At 42.0% G+C, this 15263-nt stretch carries 15 protein-coding genes; 10 read left to right on the forward strand and 5 right to left on the reverse strand.

Annotation, left to right across the window (positions count from 1 at the left end):
* The first annotated feature begins 74 nt into the window (after nucleotides 1-74).
* The 7 genes from H528_RS0100400 to H528_RS0100430 all read left to right on the forward strand — a co-directional run bounded on the left by H528_RS0100400 (nucleotide 75) and on the right by H528_RS0100430 (nucleotide 9916).
* Entirely contained in the window at nucleotides 75-1595 is a 1521-nt protein-coding gene (locus H528_RS0100400; RefSeq protein WP_022852374.1) for a hypothetical protein, read from the forward strand.
* Entirely contained in the window at nucleotides 1570-3474 is a 1905-nt protein-coding gene (locus H528_RS0100405; RefSeq protein ID WP_157608050.1) for a hypothetical protein, read from the forward strand. Before H528_RS0100400 ends, H528_RS0100405 begins: the two co-directional genes overlap by 26 nt.
* A gap of 211 nt (nucleotides 3475-3685) precedes the next feature.
* Nucleotides 3686-6706: an FAD-dependent oxidoreductase gene (locus H528_RS0100410; protein WP_022852376.1), complete on the forward strand. Its 3021-nt coding sequence runs from the start codon at nucleotides 3686-3688 to the stop codon at nucleotides 6704-6706.
* A gap of 11 nt (nucleotides 6707-6717) precedes the next feature.
* Nucleotides 6718-7170, forward strand: a complete 453-nt coding sequence (locus H528_RS0100415; RefSeq protein WP_022852377.1) for a hydrogenase iron-sulfur subunit — start codon at nucleotides 6718-6720, stop codon at nucleotides 7168-7170.
* Nucleotides 7145-8125, forward strand: coding sequence for a 4Fe-4S dicluster domain-containing protein (locus H528_RS11965; RefSeq protein WP_022852378.1), 981 nt, complete (start codon nucleotides 7145-7147; stop codon nucleotides 8123-8125). Before H528_RS0100415 ends, H528_RS11965 begins: the two co-directional genes overlap by 26 nt.
* Nucleotides 8125-9105, forward strand: a complete 981-nt coding sequence (locus tag H528_RS11970; protein WP_022852379.1) for a 4Fe-4S dicluster domain-containing protein — start codon at nucleotides 8125-8127, stop codon at nucleotides 9103-9105. Before H528_RS11965 ends, H528_RS11970 begins: the two co-directional genes overlap by 1 nt.
* 1 nt (nucleotide 9106) lies before the next feature.
* Entirely contained in the window at nucleotides 9107-9916 is an 810-nt protein-coding gene (locus tag H528_RS0100430; RefSeq protein WP_022852380.1) for an FAD/NAD(P)-binding protein, read from the forward strand.
* Here H528_RS0100430 and H528_RS0100435 read toward each other — a convergent pair.
* The gene (locus tag H528_RS0100435) at nucleotides 9891-10343 is read right to left on the reverse strand and encodes a bacteriohemerythrin (RefSeq protein ID WP_022852381.1); all 453 of its coding nucleotides are present in this window, start codon (nucleotides 10341-10343) and stop codon (nucleotides 9891-9893) included. The two genes, H528_RS0100430 and H528_RS0100435, sit on opposite strands and share 26 nt — an antisense overlap.
* A 64-nt stretch (nucleotides 10344-10407) precedes the next feature.
* Between H528_RS0100435 and H528_RS13850 the strand changes: the two genes are divergently transcribed.
* The gene (locus H528_RS13850; protein ID WP_022852382.1) at nucleotides 10408-11250 is read left to right on the forward strand and encodes a rhomboid family intramembrane serine protease; all 843 of its coding nucleotides are present in this window, start codon (nucleotides 10408-10410) and stop codon (nucleotides 11248-11250) included.
* Here H528_RS13850 and glk read toward each other — a convergent pair.
* From glk to H528_RS0100460, 4 genes are read right to left on the reverse strand one after another with little or no spacing between them, the layout of a single operon-like run.
* Nucleotides 11216-12193, reverse strand: coding sequence for a glucokinase (gene glk, locus H528_RS0100445; protein WP_022852383.1), 978 nt, complete (start codon nucleotides 12191-12193; stop codon nucleotides 11216-11218). The genes H528_RS13850 and glk overlap by 35 nt on opposite strands.
* Complete coding sequence (locus H528_RS0100450) at nucleotides 12190-12720, reverse strand: OmpH/Skp family outer membrane protein (RefSeq protein ID WP_022852384.1); 531 nt, start codon at nucleotides 12718-12720, stop codon at nucleotides 12190-12192. The genes glk and H528_RS0100450 overlap by 4 nt, the downstream gene beginning before the upstream one ends.
* 12 nt (nucleotides 12721-12732) lie before the next feature.
* A complete protein-coding gene (gene pal / locus H528_RS0100455) occupies nucleotides 12733-13344 on the reverse strand; it encodes a peptidoglycan-associated lipoprotein Pal (protein ID WP_022852385.1) in 612 nt (203 codons plus the stop codon).
* Nucleotides 13341-13925 (reverse strand): hypothetical protein, encoded by a 585-nt coding sequence (locus H528_RS0100460; protein WP_022852386.1) that lies wholly within the window; start codon nucleotides 13923-13925, stop codon nucleotides 13341-13343. Before H528_RS0100460 ends, pal begins: the two co-directional genes overlap by 4 nt.
* Nucleotides 13926-13983: 58 nt before the next feature.
* Here H528_RS0100460 and H528_RS0100465 point away from each other — a divergent pair, with 58 nt between their 5' ends.
* Complete coding sequence (locus tag H528_RS0100465; RefSeq protein WP_022852387.1) at nucleotides 13984-14865, forward strand: YicC/YloC family endoribonuclease; 882 nt, start codon at nucleotides 13984-13986, stop codon at nucleotides 14863-14865.
* 87 nt (nucleotides 14866-14952) lie between these two features.
* A complete protein-coding gene (locus tag H528_RS0100470) occupies nucleotides 14953-15261 on the forward strand; it encodes a DUF370 domain-containing protein (RefSeq protein ID WP_022852388.1) in 309 nt (102 codons plus the stop codon).
* The last annotated feature ends 2 nt before the right edge of the window (nucleotides 15262-15263 follow it).

Here is a 15263-nt window from a genome sequence, read left to right on the forward strand (position 1 = left end):
ATTGAACATAGATTGAAACAAGAGAGGGTGGGCACTAAATTTGCGTTACAATATGAAAAAGTAAGGTCAAAAAGATGAAAATATTTTCCTTTTTTAGAAATTTTTGGGGCTCCAAAAGCCTCTATTTAAAAGAGGCTGATGAACTTTTGCCATTAATTCAACGGGAGCGCCAACAAGAAATAGAACGACTTTTTGTAAAGATAGAAGCTCTCTTAAAAATATTAAGGGAAATTATTGACGAAAAACATCCCATATCCATTCATGACTTAAGGGTTTTATTGATTAACCTTTTCGACGAGGTGAGAGAACTTTTAAATCATTTACTATCCTTAACACAATCTGACTTCTTGTTAGCACAGAGATTGGAAGAACTAGAGAAAAAGATTATGAGACGTCTAAATAATCAACAATTAGAGCCTCCTTTAGTAACTAAGCTTTCAAAAATCGATATAGAAGATCAAGGATGGTTAGAAAAAGAGATTGCTATCTTAGGAGAAATAAAAAATGTTTTAGGCCTTCCGGTTCCAGATATTTTGGTTTTTACCCCGCAGGCCTGGGAAACTTGTATAAAAGAAGAAATAATAAAAAAAGGGACAAAAACACTTCCTTACAAATTAAAATCTGAGTTAAAAGAAATTATTAAATCTTATTCCGTAAAAAATGCTGTAAAATTACGGGTATTTAATGATCTGAACAATTTATCCTTAAAAGCTCAAGGCAATTTAGAGGCGATAACCAGCGCATATATAGCGTTATTAACAAGGGCTTTAAAAAGAAATTTAAGTCCTCAAAGCATATTAGTTTGGGAGGATATCCCTATAACTAGTTCTGGTGAATTTTATACTTCATCCCCTGACAGTCCCCATTTATCTTTAGTAGTTTTTGGCGAAGATATTTGTTATCTATCCAAGAATCCTTCTTTTGATAATCTTTCAGAAAATAGTTTGTCTTTGCAAGATAAAAGATCTTTTCTCATATATTCATTTATTTTAGAACATTTTTTTGGTTTTCCTTTACATCTTAAATGGATAAAAACAAAAAGCGGCCAAATTTTATTTTATGACGTAAAAGTTCTTAAGGGAATTAATCCTGAAATTGCTCATGAGAAAGTATTAACGGAAGGTGGTATCGTAGTATATCATGGAGTTGTTACCGGACAATTAAGTCTTCCTAAAAAATATCTGTTAAAAGATACTATTTTAATGATACCAAAAGGAGAAGATATAATCTCCGTATTATCTGAATCAATCCAAGGGGTTTTATTAGAGGAAGGACATCCACAGGATTTCATAGGACATCTTTGCCAGCAGCTTAAAATTCCGGCACTTTGCCAAGTAAAGGGTTTTCGTCAACTTTCAGAAGGAGCGATTGTTACACTTGATACTTACCATAGAAAGATTTATCAAGGGGGAAGTCTAGAAAAACCGCTCTTTCTTCCTTTTCAGGGGAAGGGGATAGAGGCGGCAAAAGGATACCGTCGCTTGAGAAAGTTAGTAGAATTAATATTTTCTGAAAAATCAAAAGAGTTCAGTATTGAACAATTAATTAAGACAAGTCAATTAAAATACTATGACATCTTCAAGAAGCAAAGATAAGGTAAAATACGATAATCAATTAATAAAATTCTTTTTAAGTGAAGGATTTTCTAACATAAAGACTAATCACTTGTCTTTTAAAGTTCTTTTAAGAAAGAGATATAATTTATTTTTAGAGATAGAAAAATTTAAAAGACAGATAAACAAGAAGATAACACTTTCAAAAATAGAAACAGATATTTTTAAGATATATAAAGAAATAAAGTCTATTATACAATGTCTCAATGATCTTTCTTCAGGAAGATATCGCTGGCTATATCCTTTGCTAGAAAATCTAAAAAAAGAAATAAAAGAAGAGTGTCTATCTCAAGAAAATAGGGTAGGGTGCCTTCCGTTAGAAGAAATAGATTTTTCTTTAAAAGATAAGATAGGAATTCCTGCCGCACAGTTAGGTGAAATCAAAAATAAATTGGATATTCCCGTCCCTCCAGGGATAGTAATTCCTTTAAGTCAAGGGGTATTGAAAAAACAGTATGAAGAAGAGATCGAACAATGTATAAAAAGATGGGGACATCCAGCAACCATTAGTATACAAATAAGTCCACTTAATAAAGAATTTTGGTTGTTACCCAAATTAGAAGTTTTGACCAGGATATGGAAAGAAGAACTCTTAATTGTTTTGGAAGATATTAAGTACCAAATACAGACTTGGCAGACATACGTAGGGAAAGAATCCTCCTTAGAAGGAAGTATAATTATCCAAAAATCTATTAAACCAAAGCTATCAGGTATTTTATATACATCAAATCCTTCTTGTCCCGAGCAACCTCTAATTTTTTTAAAAGACAATAAAAATTTTCTACTTATTGAAGACAACAAGCCCCCTTTTATAGAGAGCCTTTTATCTTATGCAGAAAGGATAAAATCTTATTTTAAAGAAGACATAATTCTCGGATGGGAAGTAGATGAAAATGAAAAAATATATATATGCCAATGTGTTCCAATAAATTCACCTATTTTAAAGTTTTCTTTTCAATCGGAAAGAAAAATAAGAACTGATTCTAGAAAGGACTTCCAAAAGTCTATTTCTATTTCTGAAGAGGCTTTTTTTAATGATCTCAAGGAAAAGATTACTTCTTTAACAATAGCTTTGCCTGAGAGTGAAGACTTAGCGGTAGTAGTAAATCCTAAAGAATTTAAAACTTTTCGAGATCTCAGTTTTTTTTCTCATGAAGCTGCCGTGCGCGAATTATTCCTTTTAGAAAAAGAAGGACCTCTTCATATTTTAAAAGATCCGCGAATTCCCATAACTTTTTATCTTTTAGACATCGGAGATGGTGTGCATCAACAAGCCCTTTTTAAAAGAGAAATTACCATATCCGATATTTGTTCTCTCCCTTTGCTTATACTATGGCGTGGGATGACTCATGAAGACGTAGATTGGAAAGGAGCAGTTGAATTTAATCTTGGCGGTTTTTTTTCGGTTTTATCACGTTCTTTTATTGAAACTAGCGTAAAAAGAGAAGGAGGAAAGGGTTATTTTGTTGTTGCAAGGGACTATTTGTATTTGAGATTGCGGCTTGCCTACCACCTCATGAATGTAGAAGCCTTTTTTAGGGAAGAAGGGGATAATTACCTAATATTTCGTTTACAGGGAGGGGGCGCAGGGTCTTCAGGACGCCATCAGCGCCTCCTTCTCCTGCGAGACATTTTAGAACCCTTGGGTTTTGAAGTAGAAATAACTTCGGATCTCATCTGCGGCCTTTATTTAGGACCAAGGGACAAAAAGCTTGAAATCACTTTAAATTATCTGGGGCGTCTTTTGGCTTTTACCCGTCAGCTGGATATGACTTTACATGACCAAGAAAAACGTAAAACCTACGTGGAAACCTTCCTCAAAGATTATTACCGGCAAATAACTAAAATCGAAAATTCTTAATCAGAGACAGCGCACGGGATCCGTTCCCATTTTTGCAAGTTTTATTTTACATAATGTTCATTATCAGACATTTTTTTGTTACGGTCCACTCTTGGGATGCTTAGGTCATTGGTGCTCCCTCACAAGACTTTGGAGTTGTTAGGGACTATACAGTTTTCTTTTGACAGGAATTGTCCTCGCGGCTTAAAATTGAGATAACCTCGGAGGTTTTATGGGAAAAGGCTCTGTCCTTATTGTTGGTGGTGGTATTGCAGGTGTTCAAGCTGCACTTGATCTTTCAGCCTCTGGTTTTTTTGTCTATCTCGTTGAAGCGCGTCCTGCCATTGGCGGCGTTATGGCCCAGCTTGATAAGACTTTTCCCACCAACGATTGCTCCATGTGTATTCTTTCGCCCAAGCTTGTTGAAGTTTCTCGCAACCAAAACATCAGACTCTTAACCCTTATCGAAGTCCTTGAAGTTTCAGGCTCCCCTGGTGAATTTTTCGTAAAACTCAGGCGTAATCCGCGCTATGTTGATGAATCTAAATGCATTGCTTGTGGCGAATGTGCTGCCAAATGTCCTAAAAAGGTTCCCAACGAATTTGATAAAGGGCTTTCTTTTCGCAAAGCCATCTACCTGCTTTATCCCCAGGCGGTACCGCTTAAGTACTCCGTTGATCCAAAGCACTGCATTGCCATCAGAAAGCCCGGCCGCTGTGGTTTTTGTCAAAAGGCTTGTCCAAACGGTGCTATTGATTTTTCTCAAAAAATAGAAGAGTTAGAGCTAAAAGTTGGTGCTATACTTCTTGCTCCAGGTTTTGATACCTTTGATCCCTCGGGTCTTGATCAGTACTGCTACGGGAGGCTCCCACAGGTGATGACCGCCCATGAATTCGAAAGGCTTCTTTCAGCCTCAGGGCCTACTCGTGGGGATTTAAAAAGGCTTTTTGATGGGAAAACTCCCCGAAAAATCGCCTGGGTGCAGTGTGTGGGCTCGCGGGATATAAATCGTGCTCAAGTCCCTTATTGTTCTTCAATTTGTTGCATGTATGCCTTAAAGCAAGCGGTTATTGCCAAGGAACATGCCAAAGAAGAACTTTCTACCACCATCTTTTACATGGATATGCGCACCATGGGCAAAGGTTTTGAGGAATATCTTGAGCGGGCCAAGGAACAGGGAGTGCGCCTTGTGCGCTCGAGAATTCATAGCATTTTGCCTCATCTAGACTCTGTTCTAATCCATTATCTAGACGAAAAGGGCTCCTGCCACGATGAATTGTTTGATCTGGTGATCCTTTCGGTGGGTATAAGACCTCATCAGAGCCTATATAATATTGCCAAGGCTTCTCAGGCTGAGCTTGATTCCTTTGGTTTTTTGAAAGAAAGTCTTCTTGAGAGTCGCCCGGGTATTTTTGTTTGTGGCGAGGCTTCTGGGCCAAAAGATATCCCTGACACCGTTGCTGAGGCAAGTGCCTCTGCAGCTAGAGCTCAAGCGCTGCTTGCTGATGCACGCTTTCAAGAAACCCAAGAAAAAGCCTATCCGCCCGAAAGGTTTGTATTTCCTGAGCCTCCAAGGATAGGCGTTTTTGTCTGTCACTGTGGCTTAAACATTGCAAGTGTGGTGAACGTAAATGAAGTAGCCCGTTTTGCCGCTCACCTTCCAGACGTATGCCACGTAGAGGATAATCTTTTTACCTGCGCAGAAGATACTGTCCAAAAAATTATAAAAGCCATCAAAGAAAAAGCACTTAATCGCATTGTGGTGGCAGCCTGCACCCCGCGCACCCATGAACCCCTTTTTCAAGAAACACTTCGTGCTGCAGGGCTAAACAGTGAGCTCTTTGAAATGGCAAATATCAGGGACCAGGACTCCTGGGTGCATCCTGAGACCCCAGATAAAGCCACCCAAAAAGCCAAAGAACTTGTGGCCATGGCTGTTAACCGGGTACGCCTTAAAAGGCCTGTTTCAGCCCAACGTGTAGAGGTAATTAACCGAGGGCTTGTGGTTGGGGGTGGGCTTGCAGGGATGCAAGCAGCACTATCTCTTGCAGAGCAAGGATTCCCTGTAACCCTTGTGGAAGAAAAAGAAATCCTTGGGGGATACGCTTTGCGGGTCCCGCGTACGGTTTACGGAAAAAGGCTCCCAGATCTTGCCCTTGCACTTGCTGAAAAAGTTAGCCACCATCCTCTGATAGACTTACGCCTTAAAACCAGTGTCATCGATGTTTCCGGTTCGGTGGGTCAATTTAAGACAAAACTTTCTGACGGAACTGCGGTGGAACACGGGATAGCTATTTTAGCTACTGGTGCACACCCGTACATTCCCCATGGCCCCTATTCTTTTGGCTACGGGCAGTCAGAAAACATAAAGATTAGCCTTGAGCTAAACGAGCTCATCAAAACGCATCCTGAAAAGATTAAAAGTCTTCGAGAAGTAATTTTTGTTCAGTGTGTGGGCTCACGCATCCCTGAAAGGCCCTATTGCAGCAGGGTGTGTTGCACTCAAACGGTGGAGCAAATCATCACCCTTAAAGAAATAAATCCAAAACTTAAGATTTTTGTCCTTTACCGGGACATGCGCACCTATGGCAAAAATGAAATACTTTATCAGAAGGCGCGTGAACTCGGCGCTGTATTTATCCGATATGATCTTGATAGTCTTCCTGAGGTAAGCCCAGGCAAAACTTTAAGGCTAAGCGTCTTTGAGCCTGTTATCAAAAAGACTTTGGAACTTTGTCCTGACTTGCTGGTGCTTGCCACCGCTGTGATACCAAATGAAAGCGGCATTGCTGTGGCTAAGCTTTTTAAGTGTGCCACCACTCCTCAAGGGTTTATGCTTGAGGCCCATCAGAAACTTCGTCCTGTTGATTTTGCTACTGAAGGGGTCTTTATGGCAGGGCTTTGTCATTACCCTAAGTCCGCAGAAGAAAGTTTGAGGCAAGCTCTCGCAGCAGCGGCAAGGTCTGCTACCATCCTTGCCAAAAAAGAATTGCCACTTGAGCCCCTGGTGGCAGAGACTGACCCGCGCAAATGTTCCGCTTGTGGCCAGTGTGTGGCGGTCTGCCCGTACCAGGCCATACATCTCGAAGAGACTAAACCTTTCGGCAGGGTTTCGGTAGTTAATACCTCGCTTTGTAAGGGTTGCGGAAATTGTACGGCAAGTTGTCGTTCAGGTGCTATAAGACTTAAAAATATAGATGAAGAAATTGTTATCGCAAGTATCGAGGCTGCCTTTGGCAGATTGTGGTATTAAAGGATTAAAATATGACTTTTGAACCGAAAATCATTGCCTTTCTCTGCAACTGGTGTAGCTACGCAGGTGCTGACCTTGCCGGGGTTTCCCGTAGGGCTTATCCGCCTTCCATTCGTATTGTGAGAGTTCCTTGCTCGAGTCGTGTTTCCCCAGCCATGATTTTTGATGCCCTAAAGTCAGGGGCCGACGGTGTGCTGGTGGCAGGGTGTCATCCTGGAGACTGCCATTATCTTACGGGAAACATGTTTGCGCGCAGACGGTTCTATATGCTAAAAAAGCTCCTTGAATTTACAGGCCTTGAGCCTGAAAGAGTCCAGTTTTCTTGGGTCTCTGCCTCAGAAGGAGATGTTTTTGCAGCAATTGTTAAAGAATTTACGATAACTCTCGAAAAACTCGGTCCAAATTTAAATTTTAGAAAAATTATTAAGGGAGAAGGCTTTGGCTTCCTTTGCAGAAAAGATTAAAGAAGCTGCGAAAAATGTCCTTAAAGAGGGCCTGGCCTCTGGAATTTTGGCTTACACCAAAGGTCAAGATATTTTTTGCGAAAGAATAACTTTTGTCTCTACCAAAGATGAAATTTCTAAAATTATCTGGCCTTCTTTTGGGGGTCTTAACCCTGCTAACTATCTCAAAAAACTGAAAGGGAAAAAATTAGCCCTTTTTGCCCCCGGATGTGTAGCGCGCGCTGTGGTTGTGCTTATCAAAGAGGGTCAAATAAAAAGAGAAGATGTTTTTTTAATCGGTGTGCCCTGCCCTGGTATGCTTGACCCCAAAAAGCTAAAAAATTCATTCCCACAAATCATAGCAATCGAAGACGATTTTAAGGAAAACCTTACGATAAAAACCCCTTCAACTTCGAAAAACTTAAAAAGAATCGATTTTTTACGTGATACTTGCCTTTATTGCAAATATCCTTTGCCAGAAACCTATAACATTTTACTTCCAGCTGAAGGGAAAAGGCCTGCCAAAGACCCTTACGCCTTGGTGGAACAAATCGAAGGTTTAGACATTTCTTTGCGCAGTAAGTGGTTTTGGGATCAGTTTCTTTCACGCTGTATTCGTTGCTACGCCTGCCGCAATGCGTGTCCGCTTTGTTATTGTGATTTTTGTTTTGTTGACGAAACAAGGCCAGCTTGGATTGGGAAAAGCCGCGACCCTATAGATGTTGCCCTTTATCACCTTGTGCGAGCCTATCATTTGGCAGGCCGGTGCGTGGAATGTGGGGCCTGTCAGGCGGCCTGCCCTTTTGATATTCCTGTGGCTCTTCTTACTAAAAAACTTGGAAAAGAAGCTTTACACGCTTTTGGTTACGAGGCAGGGCTTTCCCTTGAAGAGCCGCTTCTTTTTAACACTTTTCACGAAAACGACCCTGAAGACTTTATATTTACCCACAAGCTGAAAGAACAAGGAAAAATTTAATGCTTTACGTGTTAGGGCGCGAAAAACTGGATAATTGGCTAGCTTTTCTTGAAAAAAAGGCAAGGCTTTTTGTGCCGGGAAAAGAGAAGTTTGAACCCTATCAGGGAAATATCACCTTTGAAAGCAAACCTCTCCTTAGCCCCAAGGAGTTTTTTCTTCCTCCACGTGAGCCCATGCTTTCCTTTGAGGTAACTCCTGGAGCGTTTCCTGAAAAACTAAGCCCGTCTCCAGATGAGAGAATAATTTTTGGGGTGCGGGCCTGTGATGCTTACGCTTTAACCCTCATAAAAAAAGTCTATCAGGAAGATGTTTTTTTCTCTTTGCGATATAAAAACACAAGCCTTATCGGTAAGGCCTGCTTAGCAGAGAGCACGGATTGTTTTTGCTGGGCCATGGGTATTGACCCTTTTTCAGGATCGGGCTTAGATTTGCTCTTCCTTGAAAAAGATGAAAAACTCCTCTTAAAACCCATTACCGAAAAGGGAAAAACGCTTGTTCCTGTAGAAGCTAAAGAAGCTTTGCCAGAAGACAAAGCCTTATTCAACGAAATAGCTAAAAACTTTCTAAAAAATAAAAATCCCTCCCCTTCCCTTTTGCGCTTAAAAGAAAAAGACCTGATGACGATTTATAACGCGTCTTTTTGGGAAAAACTCTCCTTTGCTTGTCTTAACTGCGGGATATGTACGTTTCTTTGCCCTACTTGTTATTGTTTTGACGTGCATGATGAGGTTGTGGGCGAAAAGGGCCTGCGTATAAGGGTCCCTGACAGTTGCATGTTTCTTTTATACACCCAGCACGCCTCAGGGCATAACCCGCGCAGAAGTCCTCTTGCCAGGTTTAGAAACCGCTTTATGCACAAATTCAAATATTTTCTAGACGAATATGGAGAGCCTCTTTGTGTGGGATGCGGGCGGTGTAACACCAACTGTCCGGCAGGGATCAACCTTTGGGAGATAATACAGGCCATGGGTGAGGTTTAGCATGTATCCGGTGCCAGCCCGTATTGAAAAAATCCGCGTGGAAACCGAAGACGGCCTGATAAAAAGTTTTTACCTGCGCTTGTTAGAAGAAAAACCTTTTGTTCACAAACCAGGGCAGTTTGCGATGCTTTCTGTTTTGGGAAAGGGAGAATGCCCTATTGGTATTGCCTCTTCTCCCAAAGAAGAACTCCTAATGTTTTCTGTCTTTAGGACTGGTCTTGTTACCGATGCCTTGCACCGTTTGAGCGAAGGGATGGTAATTGGTTTAAGAGGCCCAATGGGAAACGGCTATCCGGTAGAGTCTTTTTGCGGGAAAAACATAGTGCTTATTGCAGGGGGCTTTGCCGTTACAACTCTTAGGACAACTCTTCTTTATCTTCTGGAAAACCGCAAAGACTTTGGCCAAATCACCATGATCTACGGTGCAAGAAGCCCTGGGCTTTTACTTTACCGCGATGAACTCAAGGCCTGGCAAAAACGAAAAGACTTAAACCTATACCTTACGGTTGACAGGGAAGTCGCTGGCTGGGATGGACTGGTAGGTTTTGTCCCGCAGATTACCGAAAAAATAGCACCTAGCGGGAAAGAAAGTGTAGCCCTTGTTTGCGGACCCCCGATAATGATTAAATTTACCCTTCCAATTCTTGAAAAACTTGGATTTTCCCCTCAGGATATCTATCTTTCATTAGAAAATAAAATGCGTTGTGGCCTTGGTCTTTGTCGCCATTGCAATGTAGGGCCTGCTCTTGTTTGTAAAGATGGCCCGGTATTTACCCTTGCTCAGCTTAAGCGCTTGCCTCAAGAATATTAGGGTTAGTACCGTTGAAATAACGCGCTGTTTCTTTGTCTATCTTCATGATATGCTCGCATAGCCAGTAGCTTAAAAAGGCAAAAAGATCTAACACGTTTCTTCTTTCATTTAGCCCTTCGTGGTAATCATCAAGCACCCCTCGAAACTCCTGGACTTTGTCTACAAAGTAGCGATGTTGTTTTAAATGGCGCTCAAGGAGATCTTGGGGGAAGCCGGGGGTTTCTCTCATCTTGGTCTCTTCGGTGCCAAAATGTTCAATGGTGTAGTGATTTAGAAACTCTAAGACGTCATATACTTCTTCCTTGGGAGGGGTTTTGCTACGCAAAAGCGCGTGGAGCCGGTTAAGGGTTTCGATAAGTTGTTCGTGCTGGGCGTCTATTTCGGGAATGCCAACCAGGAATTCGTCCTGCCATTTGATAAAAGACATACCCTCCTCCTGTTTAGATTTTCTATCCTAGCTTTTCGGAAACATTGCCCTTATCCTTAAAAAGATGTTTAAACTTTTGATAACCGGAAACAAAAAAGAGATTGACACATACTCTCTTGTCTTGTTGGCAAGGGGAATTGAACATGAGCTAAGACGCGGTGATAAGTGGGAGATTTGGGTCCCAGAAGAACTTTACGATAAGGCCCTTCAAGAAATAACCCTTTACCAACTTGAAAACCAAGAGACTTCCTCGTCCAAAGACAAATCCTCTCCAGGGGGCGCGGAAGGCGTAGTTTTTTCTATGCTTCTTTTTGCCATCTTCAATGTGGCTTTACTTGATTTTAAGCCAAAAGATGAATTGTTTGCTATAGGTACTGCAAATAACGTCCTTTTTTTAAAAGGTGAGTGGTGGAGGGTTTTCACTGCCTTGACCCTTCATAGTGATTTTGGACATCTTCTGGGAAACATATTTTTTTCTGGGCTGTTTTTTTATTTGCTAAGGGCTTATCTTTCGCTTGGTCTTTGCTGGCTTCTTGCCGTTTTAAGCGGTGGCATTGGAAACGCCTTAAATCTTGTCCTTTCACGTGGCGTTCATATTTCTATCGGTTTTTCCACCGCTACCTTTGGGATCCTTGGGGTGCTTTCGGCCTTTGTTTTCTTTGAAAGAGGAAGAAAACGCATTCTTATAACCTCTGGCTTTGCGCTGGGGCTCCTTGGGCTTTTAGGAGCAGGAAAAGGAAACATAGATTTAGGGGCCCATTTTCTGGGGCTTGTTGTGGGCTTTGTAATAGGCTGTTGTTTAAAGTTGTTTTACCCAGCGGACTTAAGGCACAAGTGGGAAACAAAAGGGCTTTTACTTGCCTGGGGTATTGTTATTTTTTCGTGGTATGTTGCTTTTTCGCGGTAAACCGGCGCGCAAACTTTGCTGCCCCTAAAAGGGCGGGATAAGGATGAGTTACCAGATAAATTGGTATGTTGCTTAAGGTCTCTTTAAGCCTGCCTTTATCTAAGAAGGCCTCTTGAAAAAGGCCCCTTTCAAAAAATGGTTCAAGCTTAGGGGCAATGCCTCCGGCCACAAACACTCCTCCTGTGGCCAGGCATTTAAGGGCAAGGTTTCCGGCTTCTCTCCCGTAGGCCTTAAAAAATATTTCAAGGGTTTTTTCCGAAAGGAGATCTTCTCCGCTTAAGCCAGCAGGGCCAATTTCTGAAGCCTTGTTAAAACGTGGGCTTACGCCTTCTTTTTCGCAAAGAAAGCGATAAATCTGCTCAATTCCTAGACCTGAGGCTACTCTTTCTACACTAACGTGGCCAAATTTCTTGGCCAGAAATTGATAGATCTCCCAGGTGAGTTCATCCCAGGGGGCAAAATCTACGTGGCCGCCTTCGGTTGCTACAGGAATGGGAAAAGAAGCGTGTTTTCTGATAAGAAGGGCTTCCCCAAGCCCTGTGCCTGCTGCAATAACAGCTATGTTACCCATAGGGTCGGGTTTTCCTGGCTTAATGGTTCTTAAATAGCGATTTTTTAAGAAAAAAACAGCAAGAGCAGTGGCTTCAAGATCATTTAGCAGGAAAACCTGTTTGATACCAAGGGATTTGGCAAGGGAAGATACCGAAAAGCGCCAGCCTACATTTACCATATTCACCTGACCACGCACCACCGGCCCTGCCACCGCAAGAGAAATCGTTTTTGGGACGATTTTAACTTCGCTGAGATAGGCTTTTATCAAAGAAGAAAGACTCTTAAAGTCTTTTGTGGCGAAACGCCTTAATTTTAGAGCACGAGCGGGACCCTCTTCTTTAAAAAACGCAAGAAGAGTCTTTGTCCCGCCGACGTCTCCTGCAAGGATCATTTCTTCTTGGAAGTACGATATTGATTGTAAAGCTCTACTACTTTGTCGGTAATGTCTACTTTTTCTGAGGCCCAGTAAAGCCCGGGCATTCTCTTTTCTAGGATGAGATCATAGTCTTCTTTTTCCGCAAGATTTTTTACGACTTGTTCTAAGTCTTTCATGATGGGTTTAAGGGCCTTTTCTTCTTCCTGTTTCATCTCAAACTGGGCATCTTCGCGAGCAGCCTGGTATTCTCTTAGCATTTTTTGATACTCACGTTCTTTTTCGCGACGGGCCTCTTCTGAAAGAAGCGGTGCTTTTTTCTCAAGGTCTTGTTTGAATTTGCGTAGTTTTTGCTCTTGGGCCTGCAACTTTTCTTTCAGCACGTTAAATTTTTCTTGGAGTTTTTTAAGGGCCTCTTGCCCGGCCTCTGATTTGCGCACTACGGCTTGCAAATCAATGACCCCGATTTTTAGCTCAGAAGCATACAAATTACTTAAAGAGCCAGCTACGAGCAAAAACACCAAACAAAAAACTAGCTTTTGCATAAAAATCCCCCTTTATTTAATTATCACAAAGTCAACCCGGCGGTTAAGGGCCCAGGCTTCTTCATTGTGCCTTGGATCAAGAGGTCTTTCTTCGCCAAAACTCACGGTGGTAAGTTGCCCTTCAGGGACGCCAAGATTAAGCAGGTAGCGTTTTACCGCAAGGGCACGGCGTTCGCCAAGGGCTAGGTTGTATTCACTTGAGCCGCGTTCATCACAATTACCCTGGAGTTCTACCCTGATCTCTGGGTGTTCCAGAAGATAACGTGCGTTTTCCATAAGCCGCTCTTTCATGTCGTCTCTGATGGCGTATGAGTCAAAGTCAAAAAAGATTGCTTTAAAAGGCCTTGTGCTGCGCCCGTAAATGAGAAGTTCTTCCCGATGAGCATCAACCCATGCGGCACTTTTTGGTTCAAGGCCTACTTCTTCAAAGGCAGGGGCCTCTGGAGAAGGCACCGCTTCTTCTACTTTAGCCTGAGGGATTTCTTCTGCTTGTTGGGGAGAGGTTTCTTGTTTTACAGATGGTGGTGGTGTTTCTGCCGGAGTGTAAGGGATTTCTTTTTTGGCGCAAGAAACAACCAAAAAGGAAAAAACCATCAAGAAAATCCAAAAGGTGTTTTTTGTCATAAGGGCCTCCTATAATCTACTCCGTAACCTGTAAGGTCATATTCTAAGAGAAACCTTCCTGTCCATTCTTCAAGAAGCTCTCTCATACGGGTGTTTATTTGATGGAGTAGCGTTAATTCTTCGTTTAAAACCTGGGTTATGTGGGCCATTTCCTTTTCGCTTAGCATCTTTTGAAGACGCAGACAAAAGTAATCACGGCAAAGCATAGGCCGTGCAAAAATTTTGCAACCAACTGGTCCCACAAAAAAACATCTACCTGGAACTTCTCTTTCTTCGGGAAATTTAACATCAAATAGGAGATTAAGAAGAAGAATTAAAACGCTACATTCGTTTTCAAGGCCAATTTTACAACAGCCTTTTTTATCAATTACGCTACATACGTAGCATTCTTTAAATGTTCCCGCCTCCTCCATGGCCTTATTAGAGGCGTTTACCGCCTTTTCATAACGGGGCAAAAGGGCCTTAATTAGTGCGTCTTTTTTTAAATCTTCTCCCCAAATAATGAAAATCTCCTGGGCGGTTTGGATTTTTTCCTCGATAAGACGGGTGGGATCCGGCTTTTCTTGCCTTAAATGTCGCATGAATCACTTTTTACCATTAAAGTGCATGGCAAAAAAGAGGATTGTTGGAGGAATTTTTATGACATTAAAGAGCATGACAGGATTTGGTAGGGCTGAGGAAGTCTGGGACACGTGGTCTCTCAGGGTAGAAGCCAAAAGTGTGAACCATCGTTTTTTAGAGATAGTGGCAAGGCTTCCCCGGCGCTATCAAGGCCTTGAAGAACACCTGAGGCGTCTTGTGCGAGAAAAATTCTTGCGTGGCCGGGTGGAGATTTATGTTCAGTTGATAGGCTCACCCCCTCAGGCACAGAGCCTTACTTTTAATGAAACCCTTGCCAGAGAATACATTTCAAGCCTCAATTACTTAAAAGTTCTCCTTGGACTTAAAGGAGAAATTGAAACCAAAGACCTTTTGCGCATGAGGGATATCTTTTCTCCCATGGAACAGGAAGAAGACCTTGAAAAACTCTGGGAAGAACTCTCCCCTGTGGTGGAAAAAGCCCTTAACTCCCTTCTCAAGATGCGGATAAAGGAAGGATCCTTTTTGGAGGCAGTCTTGCGCGAACAATTGGCAAAATTAAAAAAACTCATAAAAGAAATCCAGTCCAAAAAGGAACAAGTCTTTCTGGCAGCCAAGGCCCGCCTTGAAGAAAGGTTAAAACTTCTCCTTTCTGAAACAGGCCTTGACCCTTTACGGCTTCATCAGGAAGTGGTTATTCTGGCCGACAAAACAGACTTTACCGAAGAACTAGACAGGCTTCTGAGCCATCTCGAACAATTCGAAAAAACTTTAAGCGAAGAAGGCCCCCATGGCCGCAAACTCGATTTTCTGATCCAGGAGATGTTTCGCGAAATAAATACCCTATCGAATAAGGCTGCTAACGCCGAAGTGTCCCATCTTGCCGTGGAGGTGAAATGCAGCCTTGAGAAAATGCGCGAACAGGTACAAAACTTGGAATAAAATCGTTATTTTTTTCACATATTGACAAACAAAAACGTTTTGGTATTCTCTTTGACGAAAATTAGGCTTATTTACGGAGGATTGGAAATGAGTTGCAAATGTCGTCTTCTAAACATTGGTTTTGGTAACTCTGTTGTTGCCGAACGTATTATAGCTATTGTAAATCCTAATTCTGCCCCTATGAAGCGCCTGCGCGAAGAGGCGAGAGAATCAAAGCGCCTTATTGATGCCACGCAGGGGCGGCGCACACGCTCCATCATTATCACTGACAGCAACCACGTTATCCTTTCTGCTATCCAGGCAGAAACTATTTCTCAACGTCTGTCTTCGGATCTCCTTAAGACCTGTGCCGAAAACGGTGAGGAAGACCACGAAGAAAAGAGCAAGAAAGATTAGAA

Source organism: Thermodesulfatator atlanticus DSM 21156, from assembly GCF_000421585.1.
Classification (GTDB): domain Bacteria; phylum Desulfobacterota; class Thermodesulfobacteria; order Thermodesulfobacteriales; family Thermodesulfatatoraceae; genus Thermodesulfatator; species Thermodesulfatator atlanticus.

Excerpts from the sequence above, each read along its gene's own strand:
- H528_RS0100400 (WP_022852374.1), top strand. The coding sequence starts at position 75 with ATGAAAATATTTTCCTTTTTTAGAAATTTTTGGGGCTCCAAAAGCCTC.
- H528_RS0100405 (WP_157608050.1), top strand. The coding sequence starts at position 1,570 with ATGACATCTTCAAGAAGCAAAGATAAGGTAAAATACGATAATCAATTA.
- H528_RS0100410 (WP_022852376.1), top strand. The coding sequence starts at position 3,686 with ATGGGAAAAGGCTCTGTCCTTATTGTTGGTGGTGGTATTGCAGGTGTT.
- H528_RS0100415 (WP_022852377.1), top strand. The coding sequence starts at position 6,718 with ATGACTTTTGAACCGAAAATCATTGCCTTTCTCTGCAACTGGTGTAGC.
- H528_RS11970 (WP_022852379.1), top strand. The coding sequence starts at position 8,125 with ATGCTTTACGTGTTAGGGCGCGAAAAACTGGATAATTGGCTAGCTTTT.
- H528_RS0100430 (WP_022852380.1), top strand. The coding sequence starts at position 9,107 with ATGTATCCGGTGCCAGCCCGTATTGAAAAAATCCGCGTGGAAACCGAA.
- H528_RS0100435 (WP_022852381.1), bottom strand. The coding sequence starts at position 10,343 with ATGTCTTTTATCAAATGGCAGGACGAATTCCTGGTTGGCATTCCCGAA.
- H528_RS13850 (WP_022852382.1), top strand. The coding sequence starts at position 10,408 with ATGTTTAAACTTTTGATAACCGGAAACAAAAAAGAGATTGACACATAC.
- glk (WP_022852383.1), bottom strand. The coding sequence starts at position 12,193 with ATGATCCTTGCAGGAGACGTCGGCGGGACAAAGACTCTTCTTGCGTTT.
- H528_RS0100450 (WP_022852384.1), bottom strand. The coding sequence starts at position 12,720 with ATGCAAAAGCTAGTTTTTTGTTTGGTGTTTTTGCTCGTAGCTGGCTCT.
- pal (WP_022852385.1), bottom strand. The coding sequence starts at position 13,344 with ATGACAAAAAACACCTTTTGGATTTTCTTGATGGTTTTTTCCTTTTTG.
- H528_RS0100460 (WP_022852386.1), bottom strand. The coding sequence starts at position 13,925 with ATGCGACATTTAAGGCAAGAAAAGCCGGATCCCACCCGTCTTATCGAG.
- H528_RS0100465 (WP_022852387.1), top strand. The coding sequence starts at position 13,984 with ATGACATTAAAGAGCATGACAGGATTTGGTAGGGCTGAGGAAGTCTGG.
- H528_RS0100470 (WP_022852388.1), top strand. The coding sequence starts at position 14,953 with ATGAGTTGCAAATGTCGTCTTCTAAACATTGGTTTTGGTAACTCTGTT.